Here is a 20,721-nt window from a genome sequence, read left to right as displayed (position 1 = left end):
CTAACCATGAGTGTTTTATGCCGTTAACCGATCAACACCGCTTTGGCATGCAACTGGCCCAGATGTCTCGGGGCTGGCGTGCCGAACTGGACCGCCGACTGGCTGGCTTGGGCCTGTCCCAGGCGCGCTGGCTGGTGCTGCTGCACCTGGCGCGTTTCGATGATGCTCCCACCCAGCGTGAACTGGCGCAAAGCGTCGGCGTCGAAGGGCCTACCCTGGCTCGACTGCTCGATAGCCTGGAAAGTCAGGGCCTGGTGCAACGCCAATCGGTGCTGGAAGACCGTCGGGCGAAAAAAATCGTCCTCTGTGCCCCGGCCCGCCCCTTGATCGAACAAATTGAAACCATTGCCACGCAACTGCGCCACGAATTGTTCGAAGGCGTTGATGAGGCGGATTTGAAGGTCTGCATGCGTGTCCACGCGCACATCCTGGGCAACCTGGAAAAATCTTGAGGCACAACCACGCGTCGGACTTTTGAGATACCCCGTTGGGCAGACTATAAAGAACTACTAGGCAATATCGTGTTCGTACCGGATGTGCGAACACGTACAGGTTGGTTCTGGTTATTAAGGGATGCTCATGCTCGAGAGTTGGCAAGTCGTATTGCGGTGTTGCGCCAGGTTGTTGCTGGTTGGTGGTGCTGTCACATACTCGGCATTGGCTCCTGCGCTCGGGTTGGGCGACATCACCCAGCATTCGGCGCTCAACCAGCCGTTCAGCGCCGATATCGCCCTGGTGGACGTTGGGGGGCTGGAGGAGGGCGAGCTGTCGGTCAGCCTGGCGACGGCGGAAGAATTCAGCCGCGCCGGTGTCGAGCGGGTGTTCTTCCTCAATAACCTGAAGTTCACGCCGATCCTGCGGGGCAACCGCAACCTGATCCGGGTGACGTCCAGTAAGCCGGTCAAGGAACCCTTTCTGAATTTTCTGGTGCAGCTCAATCAGCCCAATGGGCGTTTGCTGCGCGAGTACACCGTGCTGATCGATCCGCCGGGTTCACCTGGGATTGTTCCCGTCAACGACGACCCCGCGCCGAGCCCTCAGGATTCCGCGTTCCCGTCTGTTGAACCGGCTGTTGCACCGCCACCTGCGGTGAATAGTTCGGCACCCAAGCCTGATGTCGATAAATCAGCCGCTACGCCGGCGAGTGATCCTGTTGCCGAACAACTGGCCACCAGCGTGCTGCAAAACCAGCAGCTGCAAAAGACCATCGATGAACTCAATGCGAAGCTGCAGGCGCAGGACGAGCAGATCGCCGTTCAGAAAAAACAGGTGACTGAGCTGCAAACCCAACTGACGGAAGTCAAACAGGCGTCGGCGGTGCCTGCCGCACCCGAGGTGCCGGCGCCGGTTCCGGTGGTTGTCGAGACGTCCGAAGCATCCCATTGGCCGTTGATCATCGGGTTGCTGTCGTTGGTGGCCCTGGTGTCGCTCGCAGTGTTCATTCGCCGTCGACGACAGCAGGTTCAGGCCTTACCCGAGCTGCTACCCGTGCAGCCGTCGCGTCATGAACCGGTGCTCAGCCGCACGGCAGAACCGGCCAGGCCAGCCACCCAGGCGCGATCGGTGGCCGGCTCGGCGGATGAGACTGTCGCAGGCGACGTGCTGGAGGGGGTTAGTATCTACCTCGCCTATGGCCGATTGTCCGAGGCAGCCGGACTGTTGCGAGAGGCGTTGGTCAAGGAACCCCAGCGCACCGACCTGGCCGTGCAGCTGCTGGAGGTTCTTGGTAAGCAGGGTGACGTGCAAGCGTATGACGCGCAGGAAAGTAGCCTGCGTGACGCCGGGTTTGACACACAGCAACTTCAGGACATCCGCAGCCGCCATCCGAAACTGATCGATGCCGTGCCGGTGGCCACCGCGGTGGCAGTGGCTCCGTCCACGCCTGCAATCCCAGCGGCACCGAGCGATGAGTTTCAGCTGAACCTCGACGACCTGTCGATGGATGCGAACTGGGACCTGATCAGCCCCTTCGACAACTCACCGCCCAGCACCAAACCATCGAATGAGCCATCACCGGCAGACGAGCCCGGGTTCACGTCGAACCTGCATGTGTTGCCCGATGTCTTCGAAATACCCGACGAGCCGACGCTGGATGAGCCCGAGCTTGAATGGGTCGCGGAACCTGAGTCGCAATCTCTGGACGAAACTTTTCTCAACGAATTCAGCGATCCCGGCCAGCCGCTGGAGCTTGAACCGCTGAATGCTGAGTTGATGGATCTTGAACCGGTCGAGCCGAGCAGCGCGGGCAAACTCGAACAGGCCCAGACCTGTATTGACGACGGCGATCTGGACAGCGCCATCGAGCTGCTGAACGAGTTGCTCAAGGAAGGCGACGAACCACTGAAGGAGACGGCCCGAACGCTGTTGGCGGGTATTCGCTGAAGATCAAAAGATCGCAGCCTTTGCGGTTATTATGGCAACCCCTCAGGCAGAGGAGTTTTGCCAATCATGACCGCACGTAAACCGGAAATCGTCATCACCTACTGCACGCAATGCCAATGGCTGTTGCGCGCCGCCTGGCTGGCCCAGGAGCTGCTCAGCACCTTCGGCGACGACCTGGGCAAAGTATCCCTGGTGCCCGGTACTGGTGGGGTATTCCACATTTTCTGCGACGATGTGCAGCTCTGGGAACGCAAGGCCGACGGCGGTTTCCCCGAGGCCAAGGTGCTCAAGCAGCGGGTCCGCGATCAGATCGATCCGGACCGCGACCTGGGCCACAACGACCGCACTCAGTGAGACGGCGCTTGCGCGGCAACGGTCTTGTGGCTTGAACCGCCGGACAACCGGCTGGAGACCACGATGGCCACGATGATCAACGCGCCGCCGATCAGCATGCGCAGCGTCGGGTTTTCATCGAACAACAACCAGGCCAGGGTGATGCCGTAAACCGGCTCCAGGGCAAACACCACTGACGCGGTCCGGGCCTTGATCACCGCCAGGCTGGCGACGAACAGGCTGTGAGCGACGCCGGTGCAGAACACCCCGAGCAGGCCAATCCACAGCCAGTCGATGGCGCGTACTTCGCTCAACTGCGGCATCGCCACCGGCAGCAGGCAGATCGCAACCACTACGTTCTGACACAGCGCCGCCTGCACCGGCGGGATTCGCCCGGAGCTGGCGCGGTTGGTCAGGGACAGCAGGGAGAACAGCAGACCGGAGGCCACTGCCCACAACAGGCCGGTGGTGGCGCCGCTGGCCAGATCGAAGTCCGGTGTGACCAGTACCAAACCGATGCTGACCAGCACCACCAGCAAGATTTCATTGGCGCGGATGCGCTCGCGGAAAATCAGCCCTTCGAGGATCACGGTAAACGCCGGGAAACTGGCAAAGCCCAGGGTCGCGATCGCCACCCCGGCCACCTTCACCGCAATGAAGAAACTCACCCAGTGTCCGGTCAGCAGCAAGCCGCTGAGCAACAGGCGGCGCCAGTCCACGGCGTCGAGTGCCTGCCAACGGGTATTACTGGCGAACCGGGCGAAAAACGCCAGGGCGAGGACGGCAAACGCGGCACGACCGAACACGATGATCGCCGGTGAGGCGGCGGCAAGTTTGCCGAACACGCCGGTCAGGCCGAACATCAGTGCACCGATATGCAGAGCGCCAAGGGCGGTACGGGGAGTCATTGCAGTCCTTGAATAACGTATCGAATCTGGCCGACGACACCGTCGACCTGTGTAGGAGCAGCCTTCGGCAACTCCTACACAATGAACGATGTGCTTGCGGGTGTCTGTCGCCAGACTCGCGTTATTTGTCGCCAGCCTCGCGGCGCAATTTACCGGGTGAGGCGCCGAATTCACGCAGCACTGCTGCGGCGAATGCGCTCTGGGAGCTGTAGCCGACCCGACACGCGATCTCGCCAATGGGTAGCGCCGAATCGCGTAACAAGCGCACGGCGATGTGCAGCCGGCGACTGCGGATGTAGTCCATCGGCGTTTGTCCGCATTCCGCCACGAACCGCGCGTGCAAGCGAGCGCTGGACAGGCCGGCAATGCGCGCCAGATCGGCGACTTGCAGTGGATAGGCCGCGTATTGATCGATGTGAGCATTGAGCGCCGCATACGGTAGACGCCGACCGCCGACCGTGTCGGGCTTGGCGTTGTTGAGGCTGGCCAGCAGCAACACCGCGCCTTGCTGGGCGATCAGCGGATCGCTGATCGGGCTGCCGGCCAGCCAGCTCACCAATTGGCTTTGTCCGGCGTCCAGCGACAGGCGCCCGGCATTGTCGAGCAAGCGGCGGCTGGCCTCGGCGTGGTCCCCCAGCGACTGAGACACCCACTGATCGCTCGGCACATCCAGCACCAGGCAACGGCTGCCATGGGCACTGTCGCAGGCATGATGCGCCCCGGACGGCACCACCACGAAACTCTGCTGAACCACCTGACTGCCAAGCCCCTCGACCTCGAAATCCAGTGCACCCGACAGCCCGAATACCAGTTGCGCGTGGTCGTGGCTGTGGACGATCAGGTCGTGGGTGTATTGGCGCAGGGTGAGGATCGGTCTCATCGCAGGTCTCGTGGCGATATTGATGAGTGAAGCCGCCAGTCTACACCGAGGCCCTGCGTTCGCGCGTTGTCACAGGACTGACTTGCGGTTGTCATGGGCAATTAACCCGACCGGCGCAAGCTTGCCAAAACTTGTCCAGAGGGTTGCCCATGACCAGCGCCGAGCTCGCCAAACCCAGCCGTAAGCAACGTGTGCGGACCTTATGGATTTCCGACGTGCATTTGGGCACACGGGACTGCCAGGCCGAACACCTGTCGCAGTTTCTCAAGGGCTACCATGCCGACAGGATTTACCTGGTCGGTGACATCATCGACGGCTGGAAGCTGCGCAGCGGCATGTATTGGCCCCAGGCGCACACCAATGTGATTCGTCGCCTGTTGACCATGAGCAAGCGCGGCACAGAAGTGATCTACGTCACCGGCAACCATGACGAATTCCTGCGCCGTTATTCGAAACTGATGCTGGGCAATATCCAGCTGGTGGACGAAGCCGTGCACGTGACCGCCGATGGTCGTCATCTGCTGGTGATTCATGGCGATCAGTTCGACGTGATTACTCGCTATCACCGCTGGCTGGCGTTCCTCGGCGACTCGGCCTACGAATTTACCCTGACCCTCAACCGCTGGCTCAACCATTGGCGGGCCCGTTATGGCTACGGCTATTGGTCGTTGTCGGCGTACCTCAAGCACAAGGTCAAGACCGCCGTCAGTTTCATCAGCGATTTTGAGGAAGCCATTGCCCACGAATGCGTCAAACGCGAGTTGCATGGCGTGGTGTGTGGGCACATTCACCATGCCGAAATTCGCAAGGTTGGCGAGGTGGACTACCTCAATTGCGGGGATTGGGTGGAATCGTGCACGGCGCTGATCGAGCATTGGGACGGCTCGATCGAGTTGTACCGGTTGGCCGATGCCCAAGCGCGGGAGGCGGAATTGAAGGCAATTAAAGTCGCAGAGCCGGCTTAAAAGCAAAGTCAAAAGATCTTCAGGCCGGCGCTTGTTCTTCCATCGCCGCCTTGTAGATCGAATGCTTCGGCTGCGCAAACAACCGCTCCATCATCGGTTCGAAAAAGCTCAGCGGCAGCGTGTCGTATGCCGGGTCAAACGCCGCCGCGTCGTACCGGGCGCAAAATTCGATGGTCGCCTGATACTGCGGATGAGCGCTGAATTGCTCGCGCAAATGCCGGTCCATGCCCAGGTGATGGAAGAAGTAATAGCCCTGGAAAATCCCGTGTTTCTCCACCATCCACAGGTTCTCGGCACTGACGAACGGCTTGAGAATCGCCGCGGCGATGTCCGGGTGGTTGTAGGACCCCAGTGTGTCGCCGATGTCATGGAGCAAAGCGCAGACCACGTACTCTTCGTCGCGGCCATCGCGCCAGGCGCGGCTGGCGGTTTGCAGCGAGTGGGTCAGGCGATCCACCGGGAATCCGCCGAAATCACCTTCCAGTAACTTCAAATGCGCCACGATCCTTGTGGGCAATTGCCGGGCATAGGCGCTGAAGTCTGTGGCGATGATCGCCCAGTCTTCCTGCGTGCCGTCCTGCATGTGGGTAAAACGGGCGCGGGCATTCATCGGCTATCCTCTTGTTCTTATCGAAAGGGATGTTTGGAGTGTAGGGCTTGGATCCAGAGCGCTGCACTGGCTGCACAGGACGCTTTTGTGGCCAAAGGAGCCTAGAACGGCACGCGACCTACAATCATGTCACGGTACATGACGAAATCGCCGAGCAGGCTGTAAAGAGGATGCTGAAAGGTTGCAGGACGATTCTTCTCGAAGAAGAAATGCCCGACCCAGGCGAAGCTGTAACCGGCCAGCGGCAGGGCCAGCAACAGCCACCATGCGCCTTTGGCGATGGTCAGCGCCAGAATGACAATAACCAGCGTGGTGCCGACAAAGTGCAGTCGTCGACAAGTGCTATTGCGGTGTTCGCTGAGGTAATACGGGTAAAACGCAGCGAAGCTGTTGAAACGTTTGATGTTTTCCACGACTGCGATCTCTGTGGTGTGTGCAGGCAACAAGTTGCGCTGCGGGTAGCCTATTTAAGTCTAGAGTGATCATAGGCATCAGCCAGTGACAATAGGCGCCACTTTAGTATCCTTGGGCATTGGGTCGTGGCATGCGGCCATCACGTAGTAAACGCCATGAGCGAACGAACGACTTCTGCAAGCTGGGCGATGGGGATTGTCAAAGCACTGGAAATGGACGGCCTGGATTGCCGGGTTTTGTTCAAGCAGCTAGGGCTCGACTATGCGGCACTGGATGATCCGGATGCGCGCTTCCCGCAAGATTCCATGACGCGGCTCTGGCAGCGCGCGGTCGAGTTGTCCGGCAACCCGGCGATCGGCCTGAACATGGGCAAGGTGGTGCGACCGGCGTCCCTGCACGTTGCCGGTTATGCCTTGATGTCCAGTCGAACCCTGGCCGAAGGCTTTCAACGTCTGGTGCGTTATCAGCGAATCATCGCCGAAAGTGCCGATCTGAGTTTTCGCATACTGGACGAGGGTTATGCGCTGATTCTGACGGTGCATGGCGACCACTTGCCGCCGACCCGACAAAGCGCTGAAGCATCGATGGCCTGTGCCCTGGCGTTTTGCGGGTGGCTGACCGGGAGCGCGCTGCATCCGCGCAAAGTGCTGCTGCAGGGCGATCAACCCGCCGACCTCGAACCGTATAAGCAAGCCTTCCACGCGCCGATGATGTTCAATGCGCCCTATGATGCCTTGATTTTCGAGCGCGCTGACCTGGAGGCACCGTTGCCCACCGCCAACGAGGCCATGGCGTTGCTGCACGATCGCTTTGCCGGTGAATACCTGGCGCGGTTTGCCGAGAGCCGCGTGACCCACAATGCGCGGCAGGTGTTGTGCCGCTTGCTGCCCCAGGGCGAACCCAAGCGCGATGCGGTAGCGCAGGCGCTGCACCTGTCGCAACGCACCTTGCAGCGACGCTTGCAGGAAGAGGGCACGAGTTTTCAGACGTTGCTGGATGACACGCGGCGTGAACTGGCCGAGCAATACCTGGCGCGACCGAGCATGACGCTGCTGGAAATTGCCTACCTGCTGGGGTTTGCCGATCCGAGCAACTTCTTCCGCGCTTTCCGACGCTGGTTCGACACCACCCCCGGCGAATACCGGGCGCGGCTGACGGAAGCGCTCAAGCCGGTCAGTGACGCCAGAACGCAGGGATACACAGAACAAACACCGTAATGATCTCCAGCCGACCCAACAGCATGCCGAACGAGAGAATCCACTTCGCGGCATCCGGCAGGCTGGCGAAGTTACCCGCCGGGCCAATGGTTTCGCCCAACCCCGGGCCGACGCCGGACACCGTGCTGGCCGCACCGGTAAGGGCGGTCATCCAGTCCACGCCGAGCAGCGACAGCAGTAGAGCGATCACGCAAATGGTGATGGCGAAAAAGAACGAAAAGGTCAGGATCGAACGTACGATTTCTTCGTCGAGACGGTGGCCGTTGTACTTCTGCTTGATCACCGCGCGTGGGTGAATCAACTGGTTAAGGTTGGCCTTGAGCAGAATGTAGGCCACCTGGAAGCGGAAAATCTTGATCCCGCCAGCGGTCGAACCCGAGCAGCCGCCAACAAACCCCAGGTAAAAGAACAGCATCAGCGAGAAGTTGCCCCAGAGGCTGTAGTCCCCCAGTGCAAAACCTGTCGTCGTCACCACCGAAGTGACGTTCAGCGCCACATGCCGCAAGGCGTCCAGCCAGTGCAACTGGGTGGTCCACCAGTACCAAGTGCCGAGCACCAGCCAGGTCACCAGCAACATGCCGAGCAAGCCTTGCACCTGTTCATCCTTGATCAGCGCCCGACGGTTACCGCGTAACGTGGCGACATACAAGGTGAACGGCAAGGCGCCGAGAATCATGATGACGATCGCGACCCAATGCACCGCAGGCTCCGGCCATTTGGCCAAAGACTGGTCGGAGGTGGAAAACCCGCCGGTGGAAATCGCCGACATCGCGTGGTTGATCGCATCGAACGGGCTCATCCCGGCCCACCAGAACGCCAGGCTGCCGAAAATGGTGATGCCGACGTAGGTCGCAACGATCAAGCGCGCCACCATGTGCGAACGGGGCATGACCTTTTCGGAACGGTCCGACGACTCGGTCTGAAACAGCCGCATGCCACCGATGCGCAGCAATGGCAGAATCGCGACCGCCATGCCGATAAAGCCGATCCCGCCGATCCAGTGCAGCAAGGAGCGCCATATCAGGATGCCGGGGGACATGGTGTCCAGGCCCGTGAGCACCGTCGAGCCGGTGGCGGTGATGCCGGACATGCTTTCGAAGAATGAGTCGGTGTAGCTGATGTTCTGGGTCAGCAGGAACGGCAGGGCGGCGAAGATGCACACCACCAGCCAGCTGCTGACGGTCAGCAGGTACATGTCTCGCGGGCGCAGATGGATGTGTTCGGGGCGCCCCGGAATCACCAGGGCCAGGCCGGCGACAAAGGTAATCATGCTGGCCCAGAGGAACGACGGCAGGTCGCTGGTGCGCTCGAAGATCACCAGGGTAGCCATGGGCACGGCCATGGAAATGGCCAGCGTGATCAGGAAGATGCCGATGATGAAACCAATGATCCGTAAGGTCGGCAACGCCATGAAGTCCGCTCGGGCTGAAGTAGGGAAGGGCGCCATTCTACCTGCGGGGCAGGGCATGTAAACCGACAGCCCTGTGCCGGATACCGCTAGAATAGGCAGACATTTTTTTCAGGAGGTGGCCGATGCAGGCTCTCGACGCTTTGCTCAACCGTGTTTCCGTTCCACGACTGCTCGATCCGGCGCCCACTGCCGAGCAACGCGAAGTGCTGTTTGCCGCCGCGATGCGTGCGCCAGACCACGGCCATTTGCAGCCTTGGCGCTTCCTGACAGTCGAAGGCGCAGCGCGCGAGCAAATGGGCGAGTTGCTGGCCGAAGCGGCGAAACTGCAAGACAGCGAGGTGTCAGAAGTCGCGCTGGACAAGGCCCGTAACGGTCCGCTGCGTGCACCGCTGGTGGTTGTGGTGATCGCGCGTTTGCAGGATCACGTCAAATACCCGAAATCCGAACAATTGTTGGCGGCAGGCTGCGCGGCTCACGGGATTTTGCTGGCCGCTTACGCGCAAGGCATTGGCGCGGTATGGCGCACCGGTGAGCTGGCCTATTCGCCGCATGTAGCCAAGGGGTTGGGTTTGGCCGAAGGGGAAGAGGTGATTGCGTTCCTTTATCTCGGTACGCCGCAGAAAGAACCGCGTGTGGCGGAGAAGGTTGATCTGGCCGAGTTTGTCAGCGCCTGGTCCGGTAAGGCCTGAAGATCAAAAGATCGCAGTCTCGTTGCACTTGTAGGAGCTGTCGAGTGAAACGAGGCTGCGATCTTTTTGCATCACCCCCGATTTACGGCTGCACCACCGCCCCCGGCACCAACGGAAATTCCAGACTGGCAATAAACCCACCCTCAGGATGATTGGCCAGCACCAGACTGCCGCCATGGCGTTCCGCCGCACGGCGTGCGATAGCCAGCCCCAAGCCATGCCCGGCCGTTGTCTGCCCCGGTGCCCGATAGAACGGCTCCCCCAACTGATTCAAATGATCAGCCTCTACACCGGGGCCGTGATCGCGCACGCTGACCACAATCCTGTCGCCCTGACGCGACGCTTGCATTTCGATTGGTTGCCCGACCGGGTTAAAGCGTTGGGCATTGCGCAGCAGGTTGTCCACGGCGCGCTCGATCATGGTCGGCCAACCTCTGAGGTTCAGTTGCGGCTCGGCCTCAAGGCGCACGTTCTGCTCCGGCGAACTTAGCTGAGCATCCTTTTGCAGGGTATTGAGCAGTGCATTGAGATCCACCTCTTCGGCACTGGCGTTGTCGGCATCGACCCGCGCCAACACCAGGATTTCGCTGATCAGTGCTTCCAGTCGATCACATTCACGGGTCAGGCGCGGCCAGAGTTTTTCCCGCTCCTGGGGATTGGCCCGCTCGGCCAGTGCCAGCGCAATGCGCAGTCGGGCCAAGGGCGAACGCAACTCGTGGGACACATCGCGCAGCAATTGCCGCTGACTGCCGATCAGGCTTTGCAGACGCGCGCCCATGCGATTGAAGTCGTTGGCCAGCACACCGAATTCATCGCGGCGGTTAGCCAGTTGCGCCAGGCTGTTTTGCTGATACGTCGTCTGCCCCAACTCATGCACTGCGCCACGTAAACGGCTCAGCGGTCGGGTGATGGAAAAGGTCACCAGCAGGCTGAACAGGGTCAGTACCACCAGCGCGATACCCAGCGCACTCAACGGCCAGAGCAGGCTCTCACGGTGCCAAGCGTCCAGTTCCGGGTGGGGAATGCGATAGATCAGCAGGTAGGTGTCGCCCGTCTTGGCGCTGGTGTATTCATCGGTCAGGCGTCGCCACGGCAGGCGCCGATCATCGTTTTGCTGCCGTGCTTCGAAGGCGGCTGCACGCCGAGGGAAGGTGCCGCGTACCACCGGGTCTCCTGCCTCGTTGAGCACCTGAACGTCGATGTGATATTGGCGCTTGCGCTGCTCCAGGATGTCCTGGGCGGCTTCTTCGCCCTGGCTTTCGTAAGTTTGCGTCCACTGTTCGGCCAGGGTATTGAGGCCCGGGTGGCGACTGAGAATCCACGCGTCCTGGTTGAGCATGTGCCCCAGCAAAATGGAAAGCCCTGCAACCAGAGCGATGGCCAGCCAGAAGCTGGCCAGGATACGCCAGAACAATGAGCGCACAGAAAATCCTCGAACAAGCTCAAATCAATGTGTGGCGAGGGGGCTTGTCGGAACGCCGCATCGCCCCGTTCGGCTGCGAAGCAGTCGTAAACCCGTTACATACGGTTTAACTTTGAAATACCGGGGCCGCTTCGCGCCCCAACGGGAGCAAGCTCCCTCGCCACAAAGGCTCGCTCCCACAACGAACTGAGAGGCATCAGACCCAACGGTGATTGGCCGTTGGGTCCGGGGTTAACGCATTATTGCGCCTTTTGCGCTTGCTGCGCTTTCCAGGCCTTGAACTCGGCCCATTCGGCGCGACGCTCAGCTTGTTTCTTCTGGATCTCGTCGAATTGCTTCTGTTGATCCGGTTTCAGCAGGGCGCGAACGTCGGCTTCGGCTTTCTTGTGCTTGGCCTCCATCTCGTCTTTCAGGGCTTTCTGGTCGGCTGGCGAGAGTTTTTCCAGGTACTTGTCGACCAGTTGCTGACGCTCGTGCATCTGCTCGCCCATGATTTTGCGGATCTGCTCGCGCTGTTCGCGGCTCAGGTCCAGTTGGCTGTAAGGGCCTCTGCCGTGCATGCCGTGCATCTGACCGCCGTGGCGTGAGCCGTCCATGTGATCACCCATCGGGCCTGTGCCTTCAGGCATGGCCATGGCAACGGTCGGCAGGGCGGCAGCAAACATCAGAGCGATAAGAGTCTTGCGCATGGTGTATCTCCTTGTCTCGTTCCCGGTACGTTCCGGATGTGTGCAGATTACGCAGATCAAGGTCAACGGCGGTCAGCGGAGCGTAAAGCTTGGGTAAAGACGGTTTTCTGTCTCCCTGACAATTCCGACACTTCGCCGAATTCTGTCAGATGAAATCTGGCCTTCGTAGCAGCTGTCGAGCCCCAGCGAGGCTGCGTTCGACTGCGCAGCAGTCGTAAAACCTGTTTGCACGTTCTTCCAGATACACCGCGTCAGGCGGATCACGACTGCTTCGCAGCCGAACGCAGCCTCGCTGGGGCTCGACAGCTGCTACAAGAGTCGAACGCAGACCCGTTGGGTGTCAGAGGCTGTAGTAGTAACCGCGACTGCGCAAGGCCACGATGCGTGGGCGGCCGTCGGGGTGTGGGCCGATTTTTTTGCGCAGGTTGCTGACGTGCATGTCCAGGCTGCGGTCGTACAGGGTCAGTTTGCGACCGAGGGCGATTTGCGCCAGTTCCTGTTTATCCAGCGGTTCGCCGGGCTGCTTGAGCAGGGCTTCGAGCAGGCGGCTTTCGGAAACGGTGAGGGTGAATTCCTGTTCATCGATGCTGACCACCCCGCGCACCGGGCTGAAGCACAGGTCGCCCAGCTCGAGCTGGCTGGAGACCGCCGTCGGATGACTGCGGCGCAACACCGCGCGCAGGCGGGCGGTCAGTTCCCGTGGGTCGCATGGCTTGGCCAGGTAATCGTCGGCACCCAGTTCCAGGCCGAGGATGCGGTCCAGCGGTTCGCCACGGGCCGACAACATCAGCACCGGCAAATCCGGATGGTCGCTGCGCAGTTGCTTTAGCAGTTCCAGGCCGCTGCCGTCCGGCAGCATCACGTCCAGCACCACGGCCGCCGGAGACGTTTCGGCCAACGCGTGACGGGCGCTCTGGCCATCGTGGCAGGCGCGAACCTGAAAGCCTTCCTGGCTCAGCCAACTGCTCAGGAGCTCACACAGCTCCTGGTCATCATCAATTAGTAACAGCTCGCTCATGACTCACTCAATTTAGCCATTGCCTACGTTTTCTGGTGGCACCACTGGCGAAGATACCGCAGAGCAGGGCCAATAGCGCTACTGCCGCCCCAATAACGAACCACTGCTGCTGATCGGTCAGCAGGCGCGGTAGCGGGCTGCTGGCCAGGGTTTCCTTGAGTTGCAGCTTCAGGCGCTGATTCTCCTGGCGCAACCGGCTCAGCTGGGCGCTTTCGCGCTCGCCATCGGTGGTTTGCAATTGTTTGCTCAGTGTTTCTCGTTGCTGCTCGCTCTCTTTCAAGCGTTGCTGCAACTCGGTGATCTGGCTACCGGCGCTCAAGGACAGCGGCGTCGAATTACCGCCATTGGCGCTTTCTTCACCATGGGCTGGCGCCATGATCGACAACGTCACCAACATCAGACACAACGGACCTTTGCGCATCGCAACTCCTGATTCCAATACGAGTATTGGGCAGGTTGTCGGCCGGTAAACGAGAATAATGAGCGATTGAACGTGCGATGAATCGATAAGATTCACCGCACGCGAGAACTTTACGGCAGGACTTGCTTGAACGGCTTGACCAGAACATTGGCGTAGACGCCTGCGGCAACGTACGGATCGGCGTCGGCCCAGGCCTTGGCGGCGCTCAGGGACTCGAATTCGGCGACGATCAGGCTGCCAGTGAAACCGGCTGCGCCCGGATCATTGCTGTCGACCGCCGGGTGTGGACCGGCCAATACGATACGACCTTCGCCCTTGAGCACTTGCAGACGCTCAAGGTGCGCAGGCCGTGCGGCCAGTCGGGCTTCCAGGGAGTTGGCGACGTCTGTGGCAATGATTGCGTAAAGCATGTCAGTCCTCGGTTTTTGGCGTTGTGGTGTCGGCGTCGTGCAGGTGGCGGGACAGGTAGATGCCCTGGCCGACCAGGAACAGCAAAGTCATGCCCAGGCTGCCGAAGACCTTGAAGTCTACCCAGTAGCTCTGGAACGTGAACGCGACGAACAGGTTGGCGGCACCGCAAAACAGGAAAAAACCGATCCAGGCGATGTTCAGGCGGGTCCAGATTGGCTCCGGCAGGGTCAGCGCGTGGCCCATGATGCGTTTGATCAGCAGTTGGTCACCGACGAAATGGCTGCCGATGAACGCGAGGGCGAACAGCCAGTTGACCACCGGGGCTTTCCATTTCAGGAAGGTTTCGCTGTGGAACGCCAGGGTCAGGCTGCCGAAGACCAGGCAGGCAATGAGGGTCAGCCACTGGCTCTTCTCCAGCTTGCGCTGCTTGATGTACAGCGTGCCATAGACCACCAGGGAGCTGATGATCAGCATCGCGGTGGCGCTGTAAATACCACCGACAGACAGTTGATGACCGCCAATGTCGACGACCCGCGGGTCAATTTTGAAAACGATGAAAAACAGCAGAAGCGGGATGAAGTCGATGAATTGTTTCACAGTGGCAGCCAGAAGCAGGATGTGGCGGCATAATAACAAACATATTGACGCGCGATAGCGTCAGCTGATTTGAGGTTACATAGTCCTGTGAATGTTGATTTGCACTGCCATAGCACGGCCTCCGATGGCGCCCTGGCGCCTGCGGCACTGGTTGCGCGTGCGTTCGAGAAAGGCGTGCGAGTCCTGGCCTTGACTGATCACGACACCCTTGAAGGCCTCGACGAGGCCCGTAGCGCCGCGACGGCACTGGGGATGCAACTGGTCAACGGCGTCGAATTGTCCTGCACCTGGGGCGGGGCGACCATTCATGTGCTGGGCTACGGTTTCGACGTCAATGCCGCGCCATTGGTCGAGGCCATCGCCAAATTGCACGATGGCCGCTGGCTACGGTCCGAAGAAATAAGCCGCAAGTTGGCGTTGAAAGGCATGCCGGGGGCGCTTGACGGCGCCCGCGCCATTCAGCAGGAACTGGGCGACAGCGGCAACGCGCCGGCCCGTCCGCACTTCGCCGACTGGATGGTGCGCGAAGGTTTCGTCAAGGATCGCGCCGAAGCCTTCCGCAAATGGCTGGGCGCCGGCAAGCTGGGAGACGTCAAGCTGCACTGGCCGACCCTCGAAGACACCGTCGAGACCCTGCGCGCCGCGGGTGCCTGGGTCAGCCTGGCGCACCCCTGGCACTACGATTTCACTCGTAGCAAGCGTCGCCGCCTGATTTCTGACTATATTCAAGCCGGGGGCCACGCGATTGAAGTGGTCAATGGCCATCAGCCCGCCGAGCAAGTGGGCAGCCTGGCGATTCTTGCCCGTGAGTTTGGTCTGCTGGTCAGTGCCGGCAGTGATTTTCATGGCCCTGGAGGCTGGTCCGAGATCGGTGAATACCGCCCGCTCCCGGAGGATCTGCCACCACTGTGGTGTCGATTCAAACATGACCCAATTATTGCCGCCGTCTGAACAGGTAGAGAATGTGAGTCAATTTTTCCAGATTCATCCGGAAAACCCGCAAGCGCGCCTGATCAAACAGGCTGTCGAGATCATCCGCAACGGCGGGGTGGTGATTTATCCCACAGACTCTTCCTACGCCATTGGTTGCCAGATCGGTGACAAGACCGCCGTGGAGCGTGTGCGTCGGTTGCGTCAGCTGGATGAGAAGCACAACTTCGCACTGATCTGCAGCGACCTGTCGCAGCTGGGGCTGTTCGCCAAGATCGACACCGGTACTTTCCGTCTGCTCAAGGCCCACTTGCCGGGGCCTTACACCTTCATTCTCAACGCCACCCGCGAAGTTCCGCGGCTGTTGCTGCACCCGAAAAAACGCACCATCGGCCTGCGCGTGCCGAGCCACCCGATTGCGTTGGCGCTGCTGGAAGAACTCGGCGAACCGCTGATGAGCGTGACCCTGATCATGCCCGGCGACACTGACCCGCTGACCGATCCCTACGAAATGCGCCAGTTGCTGGAGCATCAGGTGGACCTGATCATCGACGGCGGTTTCGGCGGAATCAAGGCGTCCACCGTGATCAACCTCGCCGACGGCGAGCCGGAAGTCATCCGTGTCGGTTGCGGCGACCCTACGCCATTCATGGCCGAGGCGTAGATGTCTGCAGTAGAACCAGAACCCGTCGACAGCCAGGCCGGCGCCCAGCAAGAACTGCCTTTCGCCATGGTCTATGGCCAGGCGGTCATGGAAATGCCGCTGGACCTGTACATCCCGCCGGATGCGCTCGAGGTCTTTCTGGAAGCCTTCGAAGGCCCGCTCGACCTGCTCCTGTACCTGATCCGCAAACAGAACATCAATATTCTCGACATCCCGGTGGCGGAAATCACCCGCCAGTACATGGGCTATGTCGAGTTGATGCAGTCGGTGCGCCTGGAACTGGCCGCCGAGTACCTGGTGATGGCCGCGATGCTCGCCGAGATCAAGTCGCGGATGCTGCTGCCGCGAGCCGAAACCATTGAAGACGAGGAAGACGACCCTCGCGCCGAACTGATCCGCCGCTTGCAGGAATACGAACGCTTCAAGGCCGCCGCCGAAGGTATCGATGGCCTGAGCCGCGTCGGCCGCGATGTCGTGGTGCCCAAGCTCGACGCGCCGGAAGCCCGGGCGCGCAAGCTGCTGCCGGACGTGAGTCTGGAAGAGTTGCTGATGTCCATGGCCGAGGTCTTGCGCCGGGGCGACATGTTCGAAAGCCACCAGGTCAGCCGCGAGGCACTGTCCACCCGCGAACGCATGAGCGATGTACTGGAGCGGCTCAAGGGTGGCGGTTTCGTGCCCTTTGTCGAGCTGTTCACCGCTGAAGAAGGACGTCTGGGGGTAGTGGTGACCTTTATGGCGATCCTCGAACTGGTCAAGGAATCCTTGGTCGAGCTGGTGCAGAATGAGCCGTTCGCGGCGATACATGTGCGAGCCCGAGCCGAATAACGAGTTGAATCATGAACCTGACTGAACCCCGCGAGCTGGCGCCACTGCTTGAAGCCTTTCTGTTGGCCTCGGGAAAACCGCAATCGCTTGAGCGCCTGTTCGAACTCTTCGAAGAAGGCGAGCGGCCCGAACCAGCGGTTTTCAAGAAAGCGCTGACGATTCTGGGCAAATCCTGCGACGGCCGAGCCTTCGAACTGAAGGAAGTCGCCTCCGGGTATCGCCTGCAGATCCGCGAAAAGTTCGCGCCGTGGGTCGGGCGCCTGTGGGAAGAACGGCCGCAGCGTTACTCGCGCGCCATGCTCGAAACCATGGCCCTGATTGCCTATCGCCAACCGATCACCCGGGGCGAGATCGAAGACGTGCGCGGCGTGGCGGTCAATAGCCACATCGTCAAAACCCTGCTGGAGCGAGAGTGGATCCGCATCGTCGGTTACCGTGATGTGCCCGGCAAACCGGCAATGTTCGCCACCACCAAGGCGTTTCTCGATCACTTCAACCTGAAGAACCTCGACGACCTGCCGCCGCTGGCCGAGCTGCGCGAGCTGGAACCCGAGCCGATGCTCGAGTTCGACGACGCACCGGTGCCGGCCGGGTTGCAAGAATTGGCAGATGCCAGCGCCGAGCCGGAAGAGCCCAAGGAAGAAACCAGCTTCCACACGCTGTTGCTGGAGCTGGACACGATGGAGGAGGGGCTCAAGACCGATTTCGACGATTTGTTGCGCGATGGCGAGTTGACCGAGACTGAAGAGGTATCGGAGCAGCCGGAGCCGGAGCCGGAAGTCGAGGTAGAGCTTCAGGTTGAGGCATCAGTTGCTGACGAAGAAAAGCAGGAACCAGAACCTGAGGATGACATTCTTGGCGTTGCCGAGGCTCGCGAGAAACTGCTGGCCGCGGTTGCCGCGCTTGAACAACCCAAGCCCGAACCTGAACTGAGCGACGAAGAAGCCGAAGCCCGTGCCCTGGCCGAAGCGATCGAGGCCGAACGCCGCCAGTTCGAGGATTGAGGTCCGCCAAAAGATCGCAGCCACCGCCGGCCGGCGGAAAAACTAATAACCGACGGTCGATCAGCTAGTCTCTGATGCGCGAACGCTTCCATGAGCGTATGATTCGCGACCCTTTGACGATCCCTTCGTCAAACGACCAGATTTCACATCTTCAGGCCAAGGCCTGAACTTGATCACACCGGGAGGTGCCCAGATGAGTATCAACGACCAGAAAGACGACCAGGAAATCGGCCCAGCAGGCGAAAAACTGCAGAAAGTCCTCGCCCGTATCGGCGTCGGCTCGCGCCGTGACGTAGAAGCCTGGATCAGCCACGGCCGCATCAAGGTCAATGGCAAAGACGCCACCCTCGGCCTGCGCGTCGACCTGCATGACGCCATCACCATCGATGGCAAGGTGATCAAGCGCGAAGAAGCTGCCGAGTCGGTACGCCGCGTGATCATGTACAACAAACCCGACGGTGAAATCTGCACCCGTGACGACCCGGAAGGCCGTCCGACCGTGTTCGACAAGATGCCGCGCCCGAAAGAAGGTCGCTGGATCAACATCGGGCGCCTGGACATCAACACCACAGGTCTGCTGATGTTCACCACCGACGGTGAGCTGGCCAACCGCCTGATGCACCCGTCCTACGAAATGGACCGTGAATACGCCGTCCGTGTACGTGGTGAAGTCGACGACGAGATGATCGAGCGTCTGAAGGCAGGCGTGGTGCTCGAAGACGGCCCGGCCAAATTCACCGACATCAAGCAGGCACCAGGTGGCGAAGGTTTCAACCACTGGTACCACTGCGTGGTGATGGAAGGTCGTAACCGCGAAGTTCGTCGTCTGTGGGAATCCCAGGGCCTGGTGGTCAGCCGTCTGAAGCGCGTGCGTTTCGGTCCGGTGTTCCTCAACTCCGACCTGCCGATGGGTCGCTGGCGCGAAATGAGCCAGCAGGAAGTCGACATTCTGAGTGCTGAAGTCGGCCTGACGCCGGTGGCGATGCCGCAAATGAACGCCAAGAGCAAAGACAAGCTCGAGCGTATGCAGCGCAAATCGTCCCGCCCGGTGGGCAAGACCGAACGCGTACGGACCTTGCGTCCAGCCGCTGGCGCTCCAGCTGCCGGCCCGCGTCCATCTCGTGAGCCGCAGATCGAAGGCGAGCGCCCGGCCCGCAAGCCAGCGCCACGCCAGGACGGCGAGCGCGGTCCACGCACGCCGCGTCCGGCCAACGGTCGTACTGAGCGTGGCGAAGGCCGTGGCGCTCCGTCCGGTGGTCGTAGCGATCGCGGTGCGCCTGCCGGCCGTGGTACGCCGGTGGCAGACCGCCCGGCCGACACCAAGCGCCCGGCCAAACCGGCGCCGAAGAAACGCCCAGGCATCGTGCTGGTCGACAAGGACGCGCCATCGGGCAAGCGCCGCGGTGCGCCAGCCGGCTCCGGCCAGCGTCCGGGCTTCGGTCGTCGCAAGCCTGAGTAATCGGTAAGCGCAGCATAAAAAACGCCATCCCTCGGGATGGCGTTTTTTTGTGTCTGGCAGAACCGGTTTTCAATATGCAGGTGGCGTTGTGGCGAGGGAGCTTGCTCCCTCGCCACAGGGGGCGGTGTTGTTCAGAAGACAAACCGCCTATCAAACACCGGCTCATCATCCAGCGCCAACACGCCGCCAGAGAAGATCAGGTCCAGATGATGGCTGCCCTTGGCGCCTCCGCCCAACCCCAAGTGCAAACCGCAATGGCGCTCTTCGAACCCGGCATTGCGCGCATACAACTCTTTCACACCTTCGTTGGTACCGATCCCCAACTCCTCGATGCGTCGATTGGACGGATTGGCGTCCAGGTACTTGTTGAAGTCATGTTCCAGTCCCGGCACATCGGTGGCGATTTTGCTGATGGTCGAGTTCTCGATCCACAACTCCAGTGGTGACGCGAGTACGCCGTACTTGCGGGCAAACGGAATCGTGCTGAGGAACGTCCCCATGAACTTGACCCGGCCATTAATCGCCTCGCTATGGGTGGCAATCTCGCCGGGCGCCAGGTCGAAGTTGCCGACACCATTGATGTCGGTCCACTTCTTGATACTGCTCAACGGTGTTTCGAACCACGAGCCATGCTCATCTTTGAAACTTAAAGTGGTGGCCTGGGACATGCGCTGGATCAAGTGGCTGTTCAACCCGGCAATCCGCTGCGGGGTGACACTGAACGTGTCGTAGAAGTAATCGCCGTAATCCTTGAACAGCAGCGACTTCTTCCAGTTTTCCGCCATCACGCCTTGCAGCGCGCGGACAAAGTCCGGGCCGTCGGGACGCGGGTTGGGCAGGGTGGAAGAGTCGTAGAAGAAAATGTACAGATCGCTGTCTGCAATCGCCTGGGCCAGCAATTCGGTGGGTTCGAGGTCCAGACGCATCGCGCTGAAGGCGAACCTTGGGCTGTTGCCGGCCTGTTCGACGATGGCGCCGGTCAGCGCCTCGTAATCAGCGGTATGGCCGAGCAAGACCTTCGCCGGTTTGATGCCGGCAACGGCTGGGTGATGTTCGAGGTAGTAAAGGAAATGCGAGATGGCACGCTGCTTATCCATGGAGTCCTCCCTGACAAACCTGGTAAGTGGCGGGCACGACCGGCCGGATCATGCCCGCCGGGATGTCTTACAGAGGCCACATCGCCGTGCCGAACGGAACAACCGCGTCGGCTTGCATCATTTCAACGGCGGCTTCATGGGTCGGTGCTTCAAACCAATCGTCGAGTTGCAGTTCAGTGTCCAAGTCTTTGTCCAGTGCTTGCATGGTGAATCTCCTAGATGACTTTTACGGTAAGAACAGCTTCGGTAAGAACAGTGGCGCGTTTTTCATTCATTGAAGAGCGCGTCAACTTGCCGGTCGATGCGGCTCGGCAAGTCGCTGAAAACCTAGTTCACAGGTTTTTGAATTGCAAAAAAATAATTAAACAATTTTC

General features: G+C 60.4%; 24 protein-coding genes. 11 read left to right on the top strand and 13 right to left on the bottom strand.

Annotated elements, in window-relative coordinates; translation table 11 throughout:
• Positions 1–17: 17 nt before the first annotated feature.
• From F475_RS18295 to F475_RS18285, 3 genes are all read left to right on the top strand, one after another.
• Entirely contained in the window at positions 18–452 is a 435-nt protein-coding gene (locus tag F475_RS18295) for a MarR family transcriptional regulator (RefSeq protein WP_018929920.1), read from the top strand.
• Positions 453–579: 127 nt separating this feature from the next.
• On the top strand, positions 580–2,382 hold the full coding sequence (locus F475_RS18290) for a FimV/HubP family polar landmark protein (RefSeq protein WP_111454440.1): 1,803 nt from the start codon (positions 580–582) through the stop codon (positions 2,380–2,382).
• Positions 2,383–2,448: 66 nt separating this feature from the next.
• Positions 2,449–2,736 carry a SelT/SelW/SelH family protein gene (locus tag F475_RS18285; RefSeq protein WP_007895010.1) on the top strand — a complete coding sequence of 96 codons (288 nt, stop codon included), beginning with the start codon at positions 2,449–2,451 and terminating at the stop codon, positions 2,734–2,736.
• On the opposite strand, the gene F475_RS18280 is transcribed toward F475_RS18285, so the two are convergent.
• Together F475_RS18280 and F475_RS18275 are read right to left on the bottom strand one after the other, a co-directional pair.
• Positions 2,730–3,623: a DMT family transporter gene (locus tag F475_RS18280; RefSeq protein ID WP_018929922.1), complete on the bottom strand. Its 894-nt coding sequence runs from the start codon at positions 3,621–3,623 to the stop codon at positions 2,730–2,732. The genes F475_RS18285 and F475_RS18280 overlap by 7 nt on opposite strands.
• A 121-nt stretch (positions 3,624–3,744) precedes the next feature.
• Positions 3,745–4,503 carry an AraC family transcriptional regulator gene (locus F475_RS18275; protein ID WP_018929923.1) on the bottom strand — a complete coding sequence of 253 codons (759 nt, stop codon included), beginning with the start codon at positions 4,501–4,503 and terminating at the stop codon, positions 3,745–3,747.
• A gap of 149 nt (positions 4,504–4,652) precedes the next feature.
• On the opposite strand from F475_RS18275, the gene F475_RS18270 reads away from it, so the two are divergent.
• On the top strand, positions 4,653–5,468 hold the full coding sequence (locus F475_RS18270) for a UDP-2,3-diacylglucosamine diphosphatase (protein WP_018929924.1): 816 nt from the start codon (positions 4,653–4,655) through the stop codon (positions 5,466–5,468).
• Positions 5,469–5,487: 19 nt separating this feature from the next.
• Here the strand turns inward: F475_RS18270 and F475_RS18265 are convergent, their stop codons facing one another.
• Positions 5,488–6,078, bottom strand: coding sequence for an HD domain-containing protein (locus tag F475_RS18265; protein WP_086946377.1), 591 nt, complete (start codon positions 6,076–6,078; stop codon positions 5,488–5,490).
• A 101-nt stretch (positions 6,079–6,179) separates the two neighbouring features.
• Entirely contained in the window at positions 6,180–6,491 is a 312-nt protein-coding gene (locus F475_RS18260; protein ID WP_086946376.1) for an Mpo1-like protein, read from the bottom strand.
• A gap of 156 nt (positions 6,492–6,647) precedes the next feature.
• Between F475_RS18260 and F475_RS18255 the strand changes: the two genes are divergently transcribed.
• Positions 6,648–7,709: an AraC family transcriptional regulator gene (locus F475_RS18255; RefSeq protein WP_207238835.1), complete on the top strand. Its 1,062-nt coding sequence runs from the start codon at positions 6,648–6,650 to the stop codon at positions 7,707–7,709.
• Here F475_RS18255 and F475_RS18250 read toward each other — a convergent pair.
• Positions 7,666–9,120: a TrkH family potassium uptake protein gene (locus tag F475_RS18250; RefSeq protein ID WP_018929928.1), complete on the bottom strand. Its 1,455-nt coding sequence runs from the start codon at positions 9,118–9,120 to the stop codon at positions 7,666–7,668. The two genes, F475_RS18255 and F475_RS18250, sit on opposite strands and share 44 nt — an antisense overlap.
• 122 nt (positions 9,121–9,242) lie before the next feature.
• Between F475_RS18250 and F475_RS18245 the strand changes: the two genes are divergently transcribed.
• Complete coding sequence (locus F475_RS18245; protein WP_111454419.1) at positions 9,243–9,809, top strand: NAD(P)H nitroreductase; 567 nt, start codon at positions 9,243–9,245, stop codon at positions 9,807–9,809.
• Between the two features lie 82 nt (positions 9,810–9,891).
• Here F475_RS18245 and F475_RS18240 read toward each other — a convergent pair whose 3' ends face one another.
• From F475_RS18240 to F475_RS18215, 6 genes are all read right to left on the bottom strand, one after another.
• On the bottom strand, positions 9,892–11,232 hold the full coding sequence (locus F475_RS18240; RefSeq protein WP_111454418.1) for a cell wall metabolism sensor histidine kinase WalK: 1,341 nt from the start codon (positions 11,230–11,232) through the stop codon (positions 9,892–9,894).
• 239 nt (positions 11,233–11,471) lie between these two features.
• The gene (locus F475_RS18235) at positions 11,472–11,921 is read right to left on the bottom strand and encodes a Spy/CpxP family protein refolding chaperone (RefSeq protein WP_111454417.1); all 450 of its coding nucleotides are present in this window, start codon (positions 11,919–11,921) and stop codon (positions 11,472–11,474) included.
• A gap of 340 nt (positions 11,922–12,261) precedes the next feature.
• Positions 12,262–12,939, bottom strand: coding sequence for a response regulator transcription factor (locus F475_RS18230; RefSeq protein WP_086946374.1), 678 nt, complete (start codon positions 12,937–12,939; stop codon positions 12,262–12,264).
• A 7-nt stretch (positions 12,940–12,946) separates the two neighbouring features.
• Positions 12,947–13,360 (bottom strand): hypothetical protein, encoded by a 414-nt coding sequence (locus tag F475_RS18225; RefSeq protein ID WP_064619574.1) that lies wholly within the window; start codon positions 13,358–13,360, stop codon positions 12,947–12,949.
• A 110-nt stretch (positions 13,361–13,470) separates the two neighbouring features.
• Positions 13,471–13,770: a YciI family protein gene (locus tag F475_RS18220; protein WP_019579534.1), complete on the bottom strand. Its 300-nt coding sequence runs from the start codon at positions 13,768–13,770 to the stop codon at positions 13,471–13,473.
• 1 nt (position 13,771) lies between these two features.
• Entirely contained in the window at positions 13,772–14,368 is a 597-nt protein-coding gene (locus F475_RS18215; protein WP_064619571.1) for a septation protein A, read from the bottom strand.
• A gap of 87 nt (positions 14,369–14,455) precedes the next feature.
• Here F475_RS18215 and F475_RS18210 point away from each other — a divergent pair, with 87 nt between their 5' ends.
• From F475_RS18210 to rluB, 5 genes are all read left to right on the top strand, one after another.
• A complete protein-coding gene (locus F475_RS18210) occupies positions 14,456–15,319 on the top strand; it encodes a PHP domain-containing protein (RefSeq protein ID WP_018929935.1) in 864 nt (287 codons plus the stop codon).
• Positions 15,320–15,332: 13 nt separating this feature from the next.
• Positions 15,333–15,962, top strand: coding sequence for an L-threonylcarbamoyladenylate synthase (locus tag F475_RS18205; protein WP_007938530.1), 630 nt, complete (start codon positions 15,333–15,335; stop codon positions 15,960–15,962).
• A gap of 66 nt (positions 15,963–16,028) precedes the next feature.
• The gene (locus F475_RS18200) at positions 16,029–16,787 is read left to right on the top strand and encodes a ScpA family protein (RefSeq protein ID WP_253548957.1); all 759 of its coding nucleotides are present in this window, start codon (positions 16,029–16,031) and stop codon (positions 16,785–16,787) included.
• 11 nt (positions 16,788–16,798) lie between these two features.
• Entirely contained in the window at positions 16,799–17,791 is a 993-nt protein-coding gene (gene scpB / locus F475_RS18195) for an SMC-Scp complex subunit ScpB (RefSeq protein ID WP_111454416.1), read from the top strand.
• 193 nt (positions 17,792–17,984) lie between these two features.
• Positions 17,985–19,250 (top strand): 23S rRNA pseudouridine(2605) synthase RluB, encoded by a 1,266-nt coding sequence (gene rluB, locus F475_RS18190; protein WP_018929938.1) that lies wholly within the window; start codon positions 17,985–17,987, stop codon positions 19,248–19,250.
• Positions 19,251–19,381: 131 nt separating this feature from the next.
• On the opposite strand, the gene F475_RS18185 is transcribed toward rluB, so the two are convergent.
• Together F475_RS18185 and F475_RS30485 are read right to left on the bottom strand one after the other, a co-directional pair.
• Positions 19,382–20,347 carry a leucyl aminopeptidase gene (locus F475_RS18185; RefSeq protein WP_111454415.1) on the bottom strand — a complete coding sequence of 322 codons (966 nt, stop codon included), beginning with the start codon at positions 20,345–20,347 and terminating at the stop codon, positions 19,382–19,384.
• Positions 20,348–20,414: 67 nt separating this feature from the next.
• Positions 20,415–20,552 carry a hypothetical protein gene (locus F475_RS30485; RefSeq protein WP_007938535.1) on the bottom strand — a complete coding sequence of 46 codons (138 nt, stop codon included), beginning with the start codon at positions 20,550–20,552 and terminating at the stop codon, positions 20,415–20,417.
• Between the last annotated feature and the right edge of the window lie 169 nt (positions 20,553–20,721).

Source organism: Pseudomonas sp. URMO17WK12:I6 (genome assembly GCF_003253625.1).
Lineage (GTDB): Bacteria > Pseudomonadota > Gammaproteobacteria > Pseudomonadales > Pseudomonadaceae > Aquipseudomonas.
Note: the sequence above shows the minus strand (reverse complement) of the source record. Positions and strands in the feature narration are given on the sequence as shown.